Annotated in this window: 11 protein-coding genes; 7 read left to right on the top strand and 4 right to left on the bottom strand. The window is 39.1% G+C overall.

Translation table 11 applies throughout. The annotated features are described in order from the left end of the window. The first annotated feature begins 25 nt into the window (after positions 1-25). The 3 genes from ABE954_RS03755 (at position 26) to ggt (ending at position 3,496) form a co-directional block, all read left to right on the top strand. Positions 26-628 (top strand): peroxiredoxin C, encoded by a 603-nt coding sequence (locus tag ABE954_RS03755; RefSeq protein WP_042846953.1) that lies wholly within the window; start codon positions 26-28, stop codon positions 626-628. Between the two features lie 270 nt (positions 629-898). Continuing rightward, the gene (locus ABE954_RS03750; RefSeq protein ID WP_042846954.1) at positions 899-1,519 is read left to right on the top strand and encodes a hypothetical protein; all 621 of its coding nucleotides are present in this window, start codon (positions 899-901) and stop codon (positions 1,517-1,519) included. Positions 1,520-1,729: 210 nt separating this feature from the next. Beyond that, entirely contained in the window at positions 1,730-3,496 is a 1,767-nt protein-coding gene (ggt, locus tag ABE954_RS03745; protein WP_071547704.1) for a gamma-glutamyltransferase, read from the top strand. Between the two features lie 114 nt (positions 3,497-3,610). Here ggt and brnQ read toward each other — a convergent pair whose 3' ends face one another. The 3 genes from brnQ to phoB all read right to left on the bottom strand — a co-directional run bounded on the left by brnQ (position 3,611) and on the right by phoB (position 7,451). Next, entirely contained in the window at positions 3,611-4,936 is a 1,326-nt protein-coding gene (gene brnQ, locus ABE954_RS03740) for a branched-chain amino acid transport system II carrier protein (RefSeq protein ID WP_048608400.1), read from the bottom strand. Positions 4,937-5,427: 491 nt separating this feature from the next. Next, complete coding sequence (gene phoR / locus ABE954_RS03735) at positions 5,428-6,738, bottom strand: phosphate regulon sensor histidine kinase PhoR (RefSeq protein ID WP_166685952.1); 1,311 nt, start codon at positions 6,736-6,738, stop codon at positions 5,428-5,430. 23 nt (positions 6,739-6,761) lie between these two features. After that, on the bottom strand, positions 6,762-7,451 hold the full coding sequence (gene phoB / locus ABE954_RS03730; protein WP_042846958.1) for a phosphate regulon transcriptional regulator PhoB: 690 nt from the start codon (positions 7,449-7,451) through the stop codon (positions 6,762-6,764). Between the two features lie 248 nt (positions 7,452-7,699). On the opposite strand from phoB, the gene sbcD reads away from it, so the two are divergent. The 4 genes from sbcD to ABE954_RS03710 all read left to right on the top strand — a co-directional run bounded on the left by sbcD (position 7,700) and on the right by ABE954_RS03710 (position 14,535). Continuing rightward, the gene (gene sbcD / locus ABE954_RS03725; protein WP_048608403.1) at positions 7,700-8,905 is read left to right on the top strand and encodes an exonuclease subunit SbcD; all 1,206 of its coding nucleotides are present in this window, start codon (positions 7,700-7,702) and stop codon (positions 8,903-8,905) included. An 11-nt stretch (positions 8,906-8,916) separates the two neighbouring features. After that, complete coding sequence (locus ABE954_RS03720) at positions 8,917-12,600, top strand: SbcC/MukB-like Walker B domain-containing protein (RefSeq protein ID WP_166686976.1); 3,684 nt, start codon at positions 8,917-8,919, stop codon at positions 12,598-12,600. A gap of 606 nt (positions 12,601-13,206) precedes the next feature. Continuing rightward, positions 13,207-13,806 carry a nitroreductase family protein gene (locus tag ABE954_RS03715; RefSeq protein ID WP_042846961.1) on the top strand — a complete coding sequence of 200 codons (600 nt, stop codon included), beginning with the start codon at positions 13,207-13,209 and terminating at the stop codon, positions 13,804-13,806. A 429-nt stretch (positions 13,807-14,235) separates the two neighbouring features. Then, positions 14,236-14,535 (top strand): hypothetical protein, encoded by a 300-nt coding sequence (locus ABE954_RS03710; RefSeq protein WP_048608407.1) that lies wholly within the window; start codon positions 14,236-14,238, stop codon positions 14,533-14,535. 204 nt (positions 14,536-14,739) lie between these two features. On the opposite strand, the gene ABE954_RS03705 is transcribed toward ABE954_RS03710, so the two are convergent. Then, a complete protein-coding gene (locus ABE954_RS03705; protein ID WP_042846963.1) occupies positions 14,740-16,689 on the bottom strand; it encodes a bifunctional 2',3'-cyclic-nucleotide 2'-phosphodiesterase/3'-nucleotidase in 1,950 nt (649 codons plus the stop codon). Positions 16,690-17,113 lie beyond the last annotated feature (424 nt).

Genomic DNA, 17,113 nt, shown 5'->3' with positions numbered 1-17,113 from the left:
TAATTCAAACTCATAGGAGTAAATTATGGTTCTGGTAACACGTCAAGCCCCTGACTTTACTGCTGCTGCTGTTTTAGGTAACGGTGAAATTGTTGATAACTTCAACCTGAAAAACCACCTGAACGGTCGTCCAGCTGTCATCTTCTTCTGGCCAATGGACTTTACTTTCGTTTGCCCTTCAGAGCTGATCGCATTTGACCACCGCTACGAAGAATTCAAAAAACGTGGTGTTGAAGTGGTTGGTGTTTCTTTTGACTCTGAGTTTGTTCATAACGCATGGCGTAAAACCCCTGTAGATAACGGTGGTATCGGTGAAGTTAAATATCCGATGGTTGCTGATATCAAACGTGAAATCATTAAAGCATACGGCATCGAACACCCGGATGCAGGTGTTGCACTGCGTGGTTCTTTCCTCGTCGATAAAAACGGTATTGTTCGCCACCAAGTAGTTAACGACCTACCATTAGGCCGTAACATCGATGAAATGATCCGTATGGTTGACGCTTTACAATTCCACGAAGAGCACGGTGATGTATGCCCAGCTCAGTGGGAAAAAGGTAAAGAAGGCATGAATGCATCTCCGAAAGGCGTTGCTGATTACCTGACTAAAAACTCTACCAAACTGTAATCAGTGATATGAGTTTTTAAAAAGCGGGCAGATGCCCGCTTTTTTATTTGCCTAAAATCCCCATTATTCGCTACATATCATTACGTCAGAAAGTTCCCAAATCACGCCAAAACCCCACTTTCCCCCCTCATTCTTACTGTAAACCCTACTCCATTTATAATATGGTTACATTTAACGACATTTAGTTACAAATTCATCATTTTTAGATGCTCCAATTAAACTACCGCATCTTTAATTTAAATAAAAATAACGAAAACTAGGTATAGGAAAATGAACTTAAAACTCGCAGCCTCAGTGGCTATTATCAGTGCATTGCTTGCTGGCTGTGACAACAGCCAAACCGCATCTGAAAGTAACTTCAAAAAATCCATCCAAGACTACCTTGATACTAGAAAAGTTATTTGCATCAATGTCGGTCAAATGCCAGCAGGCTTTATCACGAAATTTAGCGCTCGTAATATTGAACAACTCGATACCTTAGTTGATGCGGGCTTGCTAGCTAAAGCTGAAAAACAAGTCACCATGAAAGACATGTGGAGTGGGGAACATACTGGCGAAGGGGTTGAATATACGCTGACTAGTGAAGGTGAGAAATTCTACGACGAAAAACAATCTCAATTTTCGGGACGCGGTAGCTTTTGCACTGGCAAATTAGTCGTCAATGAAGTCACAAACTTTACTGAACCCGCTGAACGCGGTGGGCAGAAAATCTCTATAGCCAACTATACCCAAAAACTGGAAGATGTGGCTCCATGGGCTAAAAATGAAAAAGTGATGGCGGCTTACCCGCAAATTCAATCAGCACAAACACATGCTGAGCGTGCACAACAAAGCCCTCTCATTTTAACCAATAATGGCTGGGTCCACATGTCGTTGTTTAACAAAAAATAATATACTTTACGGGCTCTTTTTGAGCCCTTTTCCTATCCATATTTAATCCCTGCTTATTCATAAATAACCCTACCAAGTTAACACTTATTAACTCAAATATTCAACATTCCGCACTATTGTATGCTATACATTAAAAACACAAATAATTAACAAATCATTCATATTATTAATTTGTGTTACATCAAACCTTACCTTAACTGGGAGATACTAATGATCAGAACATCATTACGCCCTGCTGCTTTATTACTTTCCTTATTATTTTCAACTCAACTCTTTGCCGCATCAGAACCTGCCGTTGAAGCCAAGAAAGGCATGGTTGTTTCATCCCAACATTTAGCCTCGCAGATTGGTGCGGATATCCTCAAATCTGGTGGTAATGCGATAGATGCAGCTGTTGCTGTCGGTTATGCCCAAGCGGTTGTGAACCCATGCTGTGGTAATATTGGCGGCGGCGGCTTTATGACCATTCATTTGGCAGATGGAAAAGATTTATTTATCAACTTTAGAGAAACCGCTCCTGCCGCAGCAAGTGCTGATATGTATCTCGATAAAGAGGGTAAGTTAATCAAAGATGCCAGCCTGTATGGCTACCTAGCCTCCGGTGTACCGGGAACGGTCAAAGGCTTAGACTACGCCTTAGAAAAATATGGCACAATGAGCCGTCAACAGGTGATGGAGCCTGCTATCAAATTAGCTAGAGAAGGTTTTGTACTAACCCGTGCAGATACCGATGTGTTAGACACAACCACTGAGCGTTTTAAACAAGACCCAGAAGTCGCACGTATCTTCTTAAAACCTAATGGTAGCCCTTATCAACCAGGCGATTTATTAGTGCAAAGTGATTTAGCCAATACCCTAGAAAAAATTGCTAAAAATGGGCCTTCCGCCTTCTATGAGGGAGAAATCCCCAAAATTATCGAAGAAGCCTCAAAGAAAAATGGTGGTATTTTGACGGCAAAAGACTTTGCAGATTATACCATCACAGATACAACCCCTATTAGCTGTACCTATAGAGGTTATAAATTCATTTCGGCGCCACCCCCAAGTTCTGGAGGCGTTACCATTTGCCAAACCCTCAATATTTTAGAAGGCTATGACCTCAAAGAAATGGGCTTTAATTCTGCGGATTATATCCATACGCTAACTGAAGCTATGCGCCATGCTTATATGGATAGAAATACCTTCCTTGGTGACCCTGAATTTGTAGATAACCCAACAGAAAAACTACTGAGTAAAACTTACGCGGAAGAATTACGTAAGGAAATAAAACCTAACCAAGCAACACCATCAACTCAAGTTCAACCGGGTATGGGACCACACGAAAAACCAGAGACGACGCACTATTCTATCGTTGATGAAAAAGGTAACGCAGTTTCAACTACTTATACTATCAATGGTCGCTTTGGTTCTGTCGTGATCCCACCGGGGACAGGCTTCTTTCTAAACGATGAAATGGATGATTTTACGACTAAAGTGGGAGAAAAAAATCTATATGGTTTAGTACAAGGTGAGCGCAATTCTATTGCTCCGGGTAAACGCCCCCTGTCCTCAATGAGCCCAACCATTGTGACCAAAGATGGCAAGGTATTCTTAGTATTAGGCTCGCCTGGTGGCTCAAGAATTATTTCTATCACCTTACAAACAGCATTAAATATTATTGACCACGGTATGCCACCACAAGAAGCTGTTAATGCACCGAGGGTCCATCATCAATGGTTACCAGATGAAGTGTATTATGAGCAAAGAGGTGTCTCTAAAGATAGCTTAGCCCTGCTTGATAAAATGGGTTACAAGATGGTTGAACAAACCCCTTGGGGCGCAGCTGAGCTGATTATGGTCGCCATTCCAGAAGGGGCTGGCGTCAGTGCCAAATCATCAGGCAATGATTCTGCTGTTTCAGGAAAAGTACGTGAAGGCTTTATTTATGGCTCTAACGATGTCCGACGCCCTGCTGGGAGTGCCGTTGGGGTTGACTAATACCTGAAAAAAATGCCCCCCCATAATGACGGGGGCATTTAAACTTGCGAACAAAGAAGGATAAAATGTATTTTCCTCTTTGTCTTATTAGCTAAAAATCAGATGTGAATTAGATTACGCTTGTTTATGTTGCGCCGCCGGTGACACAAATTTATCACACAAAATTGCAACCACTAACACAACAATTGTTGGCAATACCCATACTAAATCTTGCTTATACAGTGGCATTGCTGTCATCCACTCAGGGATATACACTTTTAAGTGATCAGAGGCTTTAACTGCGCCAATTAAACCAACAACAAAACTAACTAACATGGTTGGGGCAATAACCACGGTCGGATTCTTCCACCATTTCAGAGTAAAACTCAATAAAATCAAAACAATACATGGTGGATAAATAGAGACCAACACGGGGTATGAAAACGCAATTAGTTTACTTAAACCAAGGTTTGATATCACCATGGAGAAAACCCCTAGGATCAAAACTAATTTACGATAAGAAATAGATACATAGCGGCTAAAAAATTCTGCACATGCACAGGTTAAACCAACCGCAGTAACCATACACGCCACAAAAATTAATACGGCTAAGAAGAAACTGCCATAGTTACCGAAAGTGTATTGTACATATGTATGCAGAATATCTGCACCATCTGCTGGGTTAGGGATTAAAGAACCGCTATTTTCGCCCAGTTTAAATAAGGATAAATAAACCAGCGTTAATAATACCCCAGCAATTAAACCTGCCCACATCGTATAACGCGTCAATAACGAAGAGTTTTCAATCCCCCTTGAGCGGGCGGCATTAACAATGACAATACCAAATACCATGGCACCAAGAGTATCCATGGTCAAATAACCATTAATGAAACCATTGGAGAAAGCCATTTCACGGTAATCTACCGTTGAAGGGATTGGGTCGCCTGCAGGCCACATTACCGCAGCCACGCCTAAAATAGCTAAAGCAAGCATTTTTACAGGGGCCAAGATGTGCCCTACGCTATCTAGTAATTTACCCGGATACAGTGAAATACCAATAACTAAGACAAAGTACACTAGGCTGTAGATCAGTAACAACATGTCAGATTCACCACCAAATAATGGTGCGATACCGACTTTATAGGACACTGTTGCCGTTCTTGGTGTAGCGAAAAGAGGGCCGACAGATAGATAAGCAATAACCGCGAGTAGTAACCCTGCTGTTTTCCCCACTGGGGTACTAAGGGCTTCAATCCCCCCACCCACTTTAGCAAGGGCAATAACGGTTAAAACGGGTAGACCGACACCTGTAACAAGAAACCCAAGTGCTGCCGTCCAAACTTGTTCCCCTGCCTGCAAACCAACCATAGGCGGGAAGATAATATTCCCAGCCCCAACAAATAACGCAAAGGTCATAAAACCTAATGCGATGATATCTCTAGATGATAAACGATGAGCCATATTATGTTAATTTTTAGTGACGAAAATAGAAAGTTATGGGTTTACACTTAGCAACCCTTTGAAATATATATAGCGAGATAGAATTCTGAGAAACATACTATTAACAATACAAAAAGGTATGTTCTTTTGCATTTGACAAAATGAAAAATTAATAAACAGAAAAATTCGCCAATAACTGACAACAAGTAGAACTTTTATAGGGCAAAAAGGCAATAGCAAACGTGAAAACAAGAGTAAATCACTAAACTAATTTTCAGAACCAGTGATTCCTTTCAGTAAAATCACAATCCCCGCTATATGATTTGCTCGAAAAATAAACAACCCATCATTTTGTCACCCCCATATTTCGATAATTTTCAGGATATATTTTTTCAAAATGAACAGTTGGTGGGATAAAATATAAAAAAAATGAATTAATAGAATTAATCAATCGATTAATAAAAAGAATCCACTTTATTAATATTTTGATTCTATTAATAAAGTGGAGTTATTTATGACTTTTTAAGGTTTTTATCATCAACAATTAACACCGTTGGTAAAGTAAATGAAAATTCACTCCCTTTACCAATCTGGCTAGTCACCACTAATTGGCTACTATGATGTTGAACCGCATGTTTGACGATAGCTAACCCAAGACCTGTCCCACCGCCACCTTGCCGTGAACGCGCTTTATCTACCCGATAAAACCGCTCAGTGAGGCGTGGAATATGTTCTGCAGGGATACCTGGACCATTGTCCCTCACGCTAAAACGTGCACCACTATAATTTCTTTGCCAATCAACCCAAATCTTTGACCCTTCCGGTGTATGACTTATTGCGTTATACACTAAGTTTGCAACCGCGCTACGTAACTGCTCTTCATTGCCATGAACCCGCAGTTTTTCATCAATATTAAACACAAACTGATGACGCCCCTGACTTAAACTCAGGGCTTCTTGCTCAATCATTTTGAGAATCAACGGGATATTAACTTGTTCATCAAGGTTGATTTGTGGGGCAATTTCAATACGGGATAACTGCAACAGTTGCTTAACTAAATTATCCATCCGCTGCGTTTGCTCTTGCATAACATGCAAGGCTTTTTTATTAACCGCAGGTACCCCTTCTTGGTCATCCATCACTTCAAGATAACCCTGAATAACGGTAAGAGGAGTACGTAATTCATGGCTTACATTCGCAAAAAAATCCCTACGAGCCTTTTCCAAACGGCGTTTTTCTGTGACATCTCGTGCCACCATCAATAACTGCCCTTCGGTATAAGGTAAGATACGAAACTCAACAATCTCACCACTATTAAGCTCAATAGTTAGCGCTTGCTCGTAATTTTTAATGGAAAAATAACGGCTAAAATCAGGGTAACGCAACAAATTAAAAATATGTTGACCATTATCTTCTGGCCAGCGAAAACCCAGTAAAGCTTGGGCGTGACGATTACACCAAAAAATCGTCCCTTCGGTTGTCATCATGACTACCGCATCAGGTAAGGATTCAGCACCACTTCGAAAACGTTTAATTAATTGGCCTAATTCACGACGGCGCTTACGGTTACGTTGCTGCATCTGGTAGATACCGTAAAAGATAGGCTCCCAACCTCCACGCCCTTCCGGTGGCAGCATACTTTTATCTAACCAGAGCCAATAGGAAAGTTTTAATAAATTATACCCATGCCAAACTAGCGCGGCCAGCAGTGATATCACCAATAGCCAAGGTAAGTGGCCAATAAAAACTGATAATATCAGTGCTGGTAAGATAAATAAAAACAGCCCTAAAATCAGCTGTTTAATGGATAAGCGTTCAAGCACGCATGCCTCTCTTTAGGTAGTTTTCAATAACGAACCGAGAAACGATAACCTGTACCGCGCACAGTTTGAACCATTTTATCATGCCCACCAATTTCCAACGCTTTTCGCAAACGCCGAATATGCACATCTACAGTTCTATCTTCCACATACACATTAGCCCCCCAGACATAATTCAATAACTGTTCACGGCTATATACACGCTCCGGGTGGGTCATAAAGAAATGTAAGAGCTTATACTCTGTCGGCCCCATATCAATAGGCGTCTCATTACTGGTCACACGATGGGAAGTTGGATCTAGCGTTAACCCATTCATTTCAATAATATCTTCTGTTGCCATTGGTGAAATGCGACGTAAAATCGCCTTCACTCGGGCAATTAATTCTTTTGGGGAAAACGGCTTAATCAAATAGTCATCAGCGCCAACTTCTAAACCCTTTACGCGATCTTCCTCTTCTCCCCGAGCCGTCAACATCATGACTGGAACATCACGCGTGGCGCTATCACGCTTCATGTGTTTAATCACTTGGATACCAGAACCACCGGGGATCATCCAATCAAGTAATACTAAATCAGGTAAAGGGTCGACCATCTGAGCGATGGCACTGTCATAATCATCAGCTTCAATAGGCTGAAAACCATTCTGTTCTAACACAAAACAAACCATTTCTCGGATGGGCGCTTCATCTTCAACAACTAGAATGCGTCTTGCCATGATTGTTCCTGTAAACTAAGAAGACATTTTTAATGTGAACGCATTATGCGTCACTTTTATGACAGAATTATGAATATCAATCTATATAGTACACATTCCTCTATATTTTAGCGGTTAAATGTCATCTAAGTGAAATATTTCCGCAATAGATGAGAAATTAATTGACTTTCCCCTATGAATTAGCGGGATCAGGTATACTGATTTGTAGAATATTCATAGCTCTTAATGATGATAGGAACTGATTACTCATGCGCATTATTCATACTTCTGACTGGCACCTTGGTCAGTACTTTTTTACCAAAAGCCGTGCGCCTGAGCACCAACACTTCTTAAATTGGCTCGTTGAACAAGTCGAATTATACCAAGTTGATGCCATCATTGTTGCTGGCGATATTTTTGATACAGGCTCACCACCAAGCTATGCACGTGAGTTATACAATAAGTTTATTGTTAATTTGCAAAAAACAGGGTGCCAATTAGTGATATTAAGTGGCAACCACGATTCCGTCTCTGTGCTCAATGAGTCTAGCGCATTGCTTAGCTATCTTAATACTCACGTTATAACTTCAAGTAGTGAACCCAATGTTATTACCTTGTGCGATAAACAGTCACAGCCAGCCGCTTTAGTGTGTGCAATTCCATTTCTGCGACCACGCGATATTCAACTAAGTATTGCGGGGCAAAGTATTGAAGAAAAACAACAATCATTGCAAACAGCGATCCATAACCATTACCAAGTCAGTTATCAACTAGCCCTTGAACAGCGTACAACAATGGGGTTAGATCTTCCTATTATCGCAACAGGGCACCTAACCGTTGTCGGTGCCGCTTTAACGGATTCTGTTCGTGATATTTATATCGGTACTTTAGATGCTTTCCCATCTGGGGCATTTCCCCCCGCAGATTATATCGCTCTTGGGCATATTCATCGCCCTCAGGTTATTGGCGGGAACCAACATATTCGTTACTGTGGTTCCCCCATCGCACTAAGTTTTGATGAGACATCCCAGCAAAAAAGTATTTGTTTGGTCGAATTCAATGGCGCTAAACTCACTCAAATCACACAACTAGAAATCCCTATTATTCAACCACTGCAAAGCATTAAAGGGTCATTAAAAGACATAGAAAAACAACTCGAAGCATGGGGAAATTACCAAGGCGATAAGCCCGTTTGGCTAGATATCGAGGTCGCTTCCCAAGATTACCTTGCTGATATTCAACAACGTATTGAATCTCTAACACACAACCTACCCGTTGAAATTGTTTTGCTACGTCGCGCTCGTAAACTACGACAAGGGCAATCAACCACTTTAGCTAATGAAACTCTGAGTGAACTCAGTGTCGAGGACGTTTTCTTACGTCGTCTGGCTGAAGGGGAATTAGACGACCCTGAACGTGAGCAGCGTCTTATCCAACTATTTAAACAATCTTACGACGCATTACGCCAAGAGTAGCAAGGAGCAATATGAAAATTTTAAGTTTACGCCTAAAAAATATTAACTCCCTCAAAGGTGAATGGAAAATCGACTTTACCCAAGAGCCTTTTGCTAGCAATGGGTTATTTGCGATCACCGGCGCTACAGGTGCAGGTAAAACCACCCTACTTGATGCAATTTGCTTAGCTTTATACCACCGAACTCCTCGCTTAAAGACCATTTCTAACTCACAAAATGAACTAATGACCCGTCATACTGGAGAGTGCCTAACAGAGGTCGAGTTTGAGGTAAAAGGCAAAGCTTATCGTGCCTTTTGGAGCCAACGGCGGGCAGGAGGCAAACCCGATGGGAATCTACAACAACCAAAAGCAGAACTCGCTACCGTTGCTGACAACCAAATACTGACAGTAAAAATAACTGAAATAAAAGATTTAATCGCCCAAATTACAGGCCTAGATTATGAACGCTTTACTAAATCTATATTGCTCTCCCAAGGGGATTTTGCCGCCTTTTTAAACGCATCTGAAAAAGAACGAGCCGACTTACTCGAAGAAATTACTGGCACTGAAATCTATAGCCAAATCTCGATATATATTTTTAATCAACATAAGCAAGCCAAAATTGATTTAGACCTACTGAAAGCTAAAGCTCAAGCTATTAATTTACTTAGCGAATCTGAACATCAATCACTGCTAGAAAAACAAACAGGGCTATTACAACAAGAAACGCAACTCAAACAAAAGCGTGACCACCACCAGCAAGCCATTAATTGGTGGAAGCAATTCCATCAGCTCACTCAACGAATGCAATCATTAGACAGCGAATTAAAAAATGCAGAGTTGGCGCTAGAGAATGCACAACCCCAATTGAAAAAATTAGCTGACAATAGCCCAGCAGAGCTTCTTCGCCCCTTATGGCAAGATATCGAGCGCCAACAGCAACTACTCACTGAACAAATGGAGAAACAAACTCGTCTGCATAATGCCTTAACGATAAAACAAGGTGAACGAACCCCTGTTCAACAAAAATTAATACAAGCCCAAAATGATTATCAACAACATATTAATTTCACGAAACAACAGCACCAACTCATTGAGGAAATTGTTCGCCCACTTGACAATCAAATTGCGCAATTAAAGCAGCAACAGGTTGAATTTACTAAACAAATAACAGAGCAGCAGGCTTCTTTTACGCTGAAGCAACAACAAGTCATTGAAGCGCAAAATCATATTCAAAGCGCAACCCAAGAATTAGCGCAGTTGCATATATTTTTAGAAGAAAAACATAAAGATGCCGACATTCATACGCAAATAGGTAGTTGGAAACAACAGAGCCAGTTTGTCTTTGAATTAGCCGACAAACGGGCTAATTTAACTCAAAAACAACAAACGCTCGCACATGAAACTCAGCAATTACAAAAAAACAACCAACAGCACTCACAACAACTAACCCAAAAACGTGCCGAACTAGAACAACACACGGCGGTATTTCGTCAATTAGAAGAACGCTACAAAAATAGCAAACAAGAACAAGACATTAAGGTTAACACTCAACGCATTGAGCAAATACAGAACCGCCTACAACACGCTAAGTTGCTGCCATTAATGTTATCCCAATACCTCGCAACTCAGGCACAGTTCCAGCAACACCACCTACAGCAAGCTGAAATAGCACAAGCTCTCGCTCAATCTGAAAAAGAGCTAGATATAACCAAGGTAAAAATTAATGAGTTAACCCCACTCATTAAACTAACAAATGAAAAGTTGCAGCTAGAGCGGAAAATTGTCAGTTTAGAAAATGAACGCCAACACCTTATCGCCGGTGAACCTTGCCCATTATGTGGAGCAACTGAACACCCAGCAGTCGATAAATATAAATCTATTCATCTGAGCGAAACACAAAGCCAGTTGAACGAGTTAACCGAAAAACTGGATAACCTCAAACAACACCATGCTGGGCTGGTATCATTATTAGCAACACAAAACCAACGCCAAAGCGAAAACATACAGCAACAGCAGAAAGTTAAAACGCAATTAGAAGAACTTACTCACCATTGGCAAAAAACATGTGAGCAAGCACTTACACCAAAACTTGCTCAGAACGAACAATCCGTAACCAAATTAATTGATGAGTTGACTTGCCAACTGGCCTCCCAACAAAAAATCGTTGCCGATTTTGCGACGTTGGAACACGAATACCAACAAGCAAAACACCAGCAACATGAACTACAAGCCAGTTTTAACCAATTACAGGCTGACCAATTATTAATCGAGGAACGCCTGAAATACCAAACACAGTTATTTGATGAAACCCAAAAAGAACAATGCCAGATACAACAGCGCGAACGCGAACAAATAGGTCAACTACAATTAGCATTAGCTCCTTTTGACCTCAACTTACCGGAAAGCGAAACATTTGATACATGGCTAACTGAAGTCACTCAACGGGGTGAGTTTTTTAATACTCAAAAAATGTTGGCACAAACACTCAGCCAACAAATTGATGTTAGTAATGCGACATTACAATCAGAGTCCAACCAGCTAAACAAGCTTAACCAACAGCTCGATAACGATAAACATCAATTAAAACGCATTGAAATCGATTTAGAACAGAAATCTACTTTGCGAAAAACACACCTTTCAGGGCTCCCTGTGAGTCAATATATTCAGCGATTGAATACAAAACAGGAAATGCTTTCCCAAGCACAGGAAGCACTGCATAAGCAACTCAATGAGATTGATAATGCAATTTCTGTAATGAATGGAAGTTACCAAGAATTAATTGAAATAACCCGTAAGACCACCACAGCGCGGGATCAGGCTGAGTCGCAATTCACACAAGCGCTGGAGAACAGCCCATTTAGCAGCCAACAAAAATTCCTCGATGCTTTATTAACCTCAGAGGAAAAACAACTGTTAGAAGAATTAAAGCAACGCGTCAATCAAAACCTTTTACAAAATCAAACACGCCATAAAGAATGCCAACTCGCGATAGAAGCGCTAAAGCAACAAGTGATTACGGGTTTTTCTGATATCCCTGAAGAGCAAATACACACCACTATTATTGCTCTTGATGAAGAAATTAAACAGTTAAACCAAGAACAAGGCCAAATTATTAACCAGTTAGGGATGGACAAGCAACTACGCCAGCAGCAGCAAGGTTTGCTACAGGAAATAGAAAAAAGCCAATTAAGCTATGATGATTGGAGCTACTTAAGTGGGCTGATTGGTTCCGCCGAAGGGGATAAATTCCGTCGTTATGCACAAGGGTTGACTTTAGACTGTTTAGTGTCTCTTGCTAATCAACAACTTGATAAACTACATGGCCGCTATTTGTTACAGCGGAATCATCAGTCTAACCTTGAGTTGCAAGTCATCGATGGCTGGCAAGCTGATACCGTGAGGGATATTAAAACCTTATCTGGTGGGGAAAGTTTCTTAGTCAGTTTAGCGTTAGCTCTAGCGTTATCGGACATGGTGAGTAACCGCACACAATTAGAATCACTCTTTTTAGATGAAGGCTTTGGCACTTTAGATGCTGAAACCTTAGATATTGCTCTTGATGCATTAGAAAGTTTAAACGCATCTGGTAAAACCATCGGTGTAATTAGCCATATTGAAGCAATGAAAGAACGCATTCCCGTTCAAATTGCAGTAAAAAAGGCCAATGGGCTTGGCTTTAGCGAACTCCCTGCACAGTACCGGGTAAATTGACTGCCTTTATGATAGTGAGTACACACTTAATTTGTTGAAATCCTAGGCTAAGCCATACAGAGAGAGCATGACAAAACAATTAACCATAGTATCAGCTTATTGGTTGTAACAACGAGCAATAAGCTGACCTTAAATTTGCTAAACCAACAAAACTGTACCACACTGAATGAGTCAAAAAATATATCAATGATAACTTTGGTGGCTCAAAATTTTAAATGACCAAAGGCCTTAACTAGCTAGATTGAGCTTAATTATTTATCACTTTACCTAGTGGGGTCTTACGCCACCCCATTGGGTTTTTCTTTTGAACTTATATATTATTGATGGTCTTTCTACTCTCTCAATTTTTTTCTTTCAATTTAATTTATTTTTCCTATTTATATTCCATAATATTCCTACGACCAACAAAAATAACACCTAATCAATTGATATTATTGAAAATAATAACATTTAAAACTTAAATCAAAATTTTGAACCTTATCGTTAAATTTTTTTTCTATGATTTTATCTCTAGCCCGTTATAGTAATAACCATTGAAACAAACTACGGCTTCTTAAATTTATTCCATAATAATGCCGTGCGCTAATGAAAAGCTAGGAGACCAAAATGTCTAATGCATTTATCGAAATGATTAAAAATCGCCGTACTATTTATAACCTTGGCGATGCTTTGCCGGTGTCTGAAGAGCATGTTACAAAATTGATTAAAGAAGCAGTAAAACATTCTCCATCATCCTTTAACTCCCAAACTTCACGTGTTGTGATTTTATTTGGTGCGGAACATAAAAAATTATGGAACATAACTAAAGAAGCATTACGTAAAATTGTTCCTGAACAGGCTTTTGCTGCAACAGAACAAAAAATTGATAGTTTTGCTGCTGGTGCGGGGTCGGTTCTTTTCTTCGAAGATCAAGATATTGTGACTGGTTTACAAGAACAATTCCCATTATATGCAGATAATTTCCCCATTTGGTCTGAACAAGCTAGCGGTATAGCACAATTTGCAGTATGGACGGCATTATCACAAGAAAATATTGGTGCTTCATTACAACACTACAACCCGTTAATTGATAATGATGTGCAAAAAACGTGGAATGTGCCAGCTAACTGGATATTACGTGCACAACTTGTTTTTGGCTCAATTAATGCGCCGGCTGGTGATAAAGACTTTATGGCTGACGAAGTGCGTTTTAAAGTTTTCAAATAATATACAAAACTTTCAAATAACCTTCCTACTGCATATTTTTGTGGGAAGGTTATTTTTCAATCTAATTTAAGTTAATACATTTTCGTCATCATCAGGGATACCTAATAATTCTAAATGTGTCAAAAATATTAAATGGCAACTTAATCCAAACTAACTAGATTTATCAATGATTATTGAAAAACTATTAATAACATTTAACTAAAAGATACATTTTCAATTCTACTCTCCTCCTTCATCTTTCATTGCCTTTTAACCCCCAATTAGAATGAAATACAAAAACACATAATTATCAATCACATATAAAATTCAATAAAAAAACATTCAATATATTCTCATTTTTTATTTTGCATTGCCGATATTTGAACTACACTGAAATAAGAACACAAAAGCACTAATAATAGTGGCTTGTGTTATTAAGGGGGGTGGACTATGAAATGTTTATCTTTGCTAACATCTGCTATTGCTATAATCCTTTCAAGTTTTTCTTTCACCTATGCTAGTAATAATTATTCAGGAGGTGCAATTACATTTACAGGCTATGTCTATGAACCTCAATGCTCTATAAATATGGAAAGTAAAGAGCAAGTCAATATTAAGTGTTATCGAAAAGGAAAAGATATATCAATAACAGGTTCTTTACGTGGAGGCAAAACTGTAGAGTCTGATTATGTTAAAGTCGAATATGACAAAAATACAAAACTACCGATGTTGAATGTTTTTTATGAATAATTTATTTTTAATATTAAAATAGCTCGGAATATTTAATTTAAATACAGTCATAATATTCCGAGCATTATTTATCCAAAATAACATTTTCGTAAGACTCATTTTATCTAGCAACACTTCAAGCATATTATCTCTATATTAACCAATTTATAAATATAAAAAAGCCCACCAAACGGTAGGCTTAAACTCAGATAACTACTTGAATAATTACTTAGCTGTTAAATCAACTTGGTAAATAGCAAAGCCAATCTCATCAGTACCAACCTGTTTCATTGGGTACTGAGCATTTTCTTTGATAAAGTTTGCTGCTTTTTCACTTGGCGCAGTTTCAAAGCGTACATCCAGCTTTTTGTCTGTTTTAATTGGTGTAAATGACCAATTATTAGCTGCCTTGGTAGCGATTTGCCCTTTATCTTTAGACTCTTTAGCGATATATGCAGCTAAAATAGAACGGTTTTCATCAGGGGAAGCAAATGCAATATTATTCTCACCTGTTCCCGCAAATTTACCGCCGTAGCCACGATAGTTATTCGTGGCTACTAAGAAAGTTGCTTTAGGATCAATTGGTTTACCTTGATAGGTTACATTTTTGATTCGGTTAGCATCTTTATTAATCGTTTGGCAATCAACATCATATTTTGCAGGCTGCGTCAGGTCGATTTGGTAATTTACACCGCTGATAGTATCAAAATTATAAGTTCTGAAACCATTCCAATTTAGTAAGCTTTGTGGTGCTGTTGATTGTGGGTCAATTTGATTAAACATCCCCGCAGAACATTCTAACCATTCCACAACATCTGCACCAGTTGCTTTAACAACAACAAGTGTGTTCGGATATAAATATAAATCTGCCGCATTACGGAAGGTTAAATCCCCTTTTTCAACTTCAATAAACTCAGTTGGAGAATTTTTACGTCCACCCGCTTTAAATGGTGCAGCAGCTGCTAAAACAGGTAAATCAGCAAGGTCTGGGTCACCCTGAATAAAGTTTTTGGTGTAATCAACTTGGGCATCGTTAACAATTTGTACAGTTGGGTCACTTTGAACCAACGCTAAATAGCTGTACATATTTTCAGATGCTTTACCGATGTGTTTACCAACAAATTTACGCGTATCTTGGTGTTCTTTATCGATAATTTTAGCGAGAGATTCATCTCGCTCAACAAGGGCTTTCTTATTAGGCTTATCATAAACAGGGCGCGCGTGAGCTGTCGCATCGACAACTTTCCAACCGCCATCATCATTATTTACGACTAAATCAACGACACCTAAATGATCGCCCCATTGACCTGGCATTACCGCAGGTACACCATTGACTGTACCTTTTGTAACGTCAACACCTTTAATATCGCTAAAGTCTTTGCTTGGGAATACACCGTGTGAATGGCCAAACATGATGGCATCGATACCTGGAACTTCACTGAGGTAATACACTGAGTTTTCAGCCATTGCTTTATAAGGCTCTTGAGAGAAGCCTGAGTGAGGAATAGCAACGACTAAATCGGCTCCCTCTTTTTTCATTTGAGGAACAAATTTTTTCGCAGTTTCAGTGATATCATTCACTAAAACCTTACCTTCTAGATTTGGCTTATCCCAAATTAGAATTTGTGGTGGTACAAAGCCGATGTAACCAATTTTGATGGTGTGTGTTTTACCATCCCTATCTTTAACAGGTGTATCAACAATAATGTATGGGTTAAAGTAATTTTCACCTGTTTTTGCATCAATAATATTCGCATTGATGTATGGGAATTTAGCACCTTTAATTGCTTTATGCAGGAAATCTAATCCAAAGTTGAATTCGTGGTTACCAAAATTACCTACTGTGTAACCCATCGTATTTAATAGTTTATGTGCCGGATGCGACTCACCCTCTTTTAAACCTTCGCCAACAATATAGTCAGCCAGTGGACTACCTTGGATTAAGTCTCCGTTATCGACTAATACAGAGTTTGTTGCTTCTTTTTTTGCGGCATTAATCAGTGTTGCCGTACGTACATATCCAAACTGTTCGGTTGGCTTGTCTCTATAATAATCAAAATCAATCAAGTTACTGTGAACATCTGATGTTTCCATCACTCGTAAATCAACCGTTGCGGCATTCGCATTAAATGCGACTAGCATAGCAAGCGTTGAAAGCTTCAATACTTTATTCATGTAATCCCCTTCGTTGCCATTACTGAGAGAAAATCGCCTCTCAAATTTGTATTTTCATCCCGCGCTATTGAACAATTAACAAACAAAAATAGCGTTAAAAATTCACACTATGTGCATAGCATCAATCTTTAATGATAATACACTGCAAACAGTAACCATTTTTTGTGACTAAATCACGGTTTTCATCTTTTTATCAAGCCTGATTTTTATATCGGTCACAAAAATGAATTAATAGTGACAAATTCACATAAAATAATTGAAGTTATTTTGCTGAATCTATTTTTTGAAGAGAAAGAGAACTGTGATTTAAATCACTCCCTATTTTCTATACATAATAGGCATTAAAATATTATTAAATTTGATAAATAAAATAATTAGCCATGTTACCTACGTGACTTAATAAGTATCACAACTTAAATAGTAT

Source organism: Providencia sp. TYF-12 (genome assembly GCF_041344805.1).
Taxonomy (GTDB): Bacteria; Pseudomonadota; Gammaproteobacteria; order Enterobacterales; family Enterobacteriaceae; genus Providencia; species Providencia huashanensis.
The sequence above is the reverse complement of the archived record's forward strand: the minus strand, read 5'-3'. Positions and strand labels throughout refer to the sequence as shown.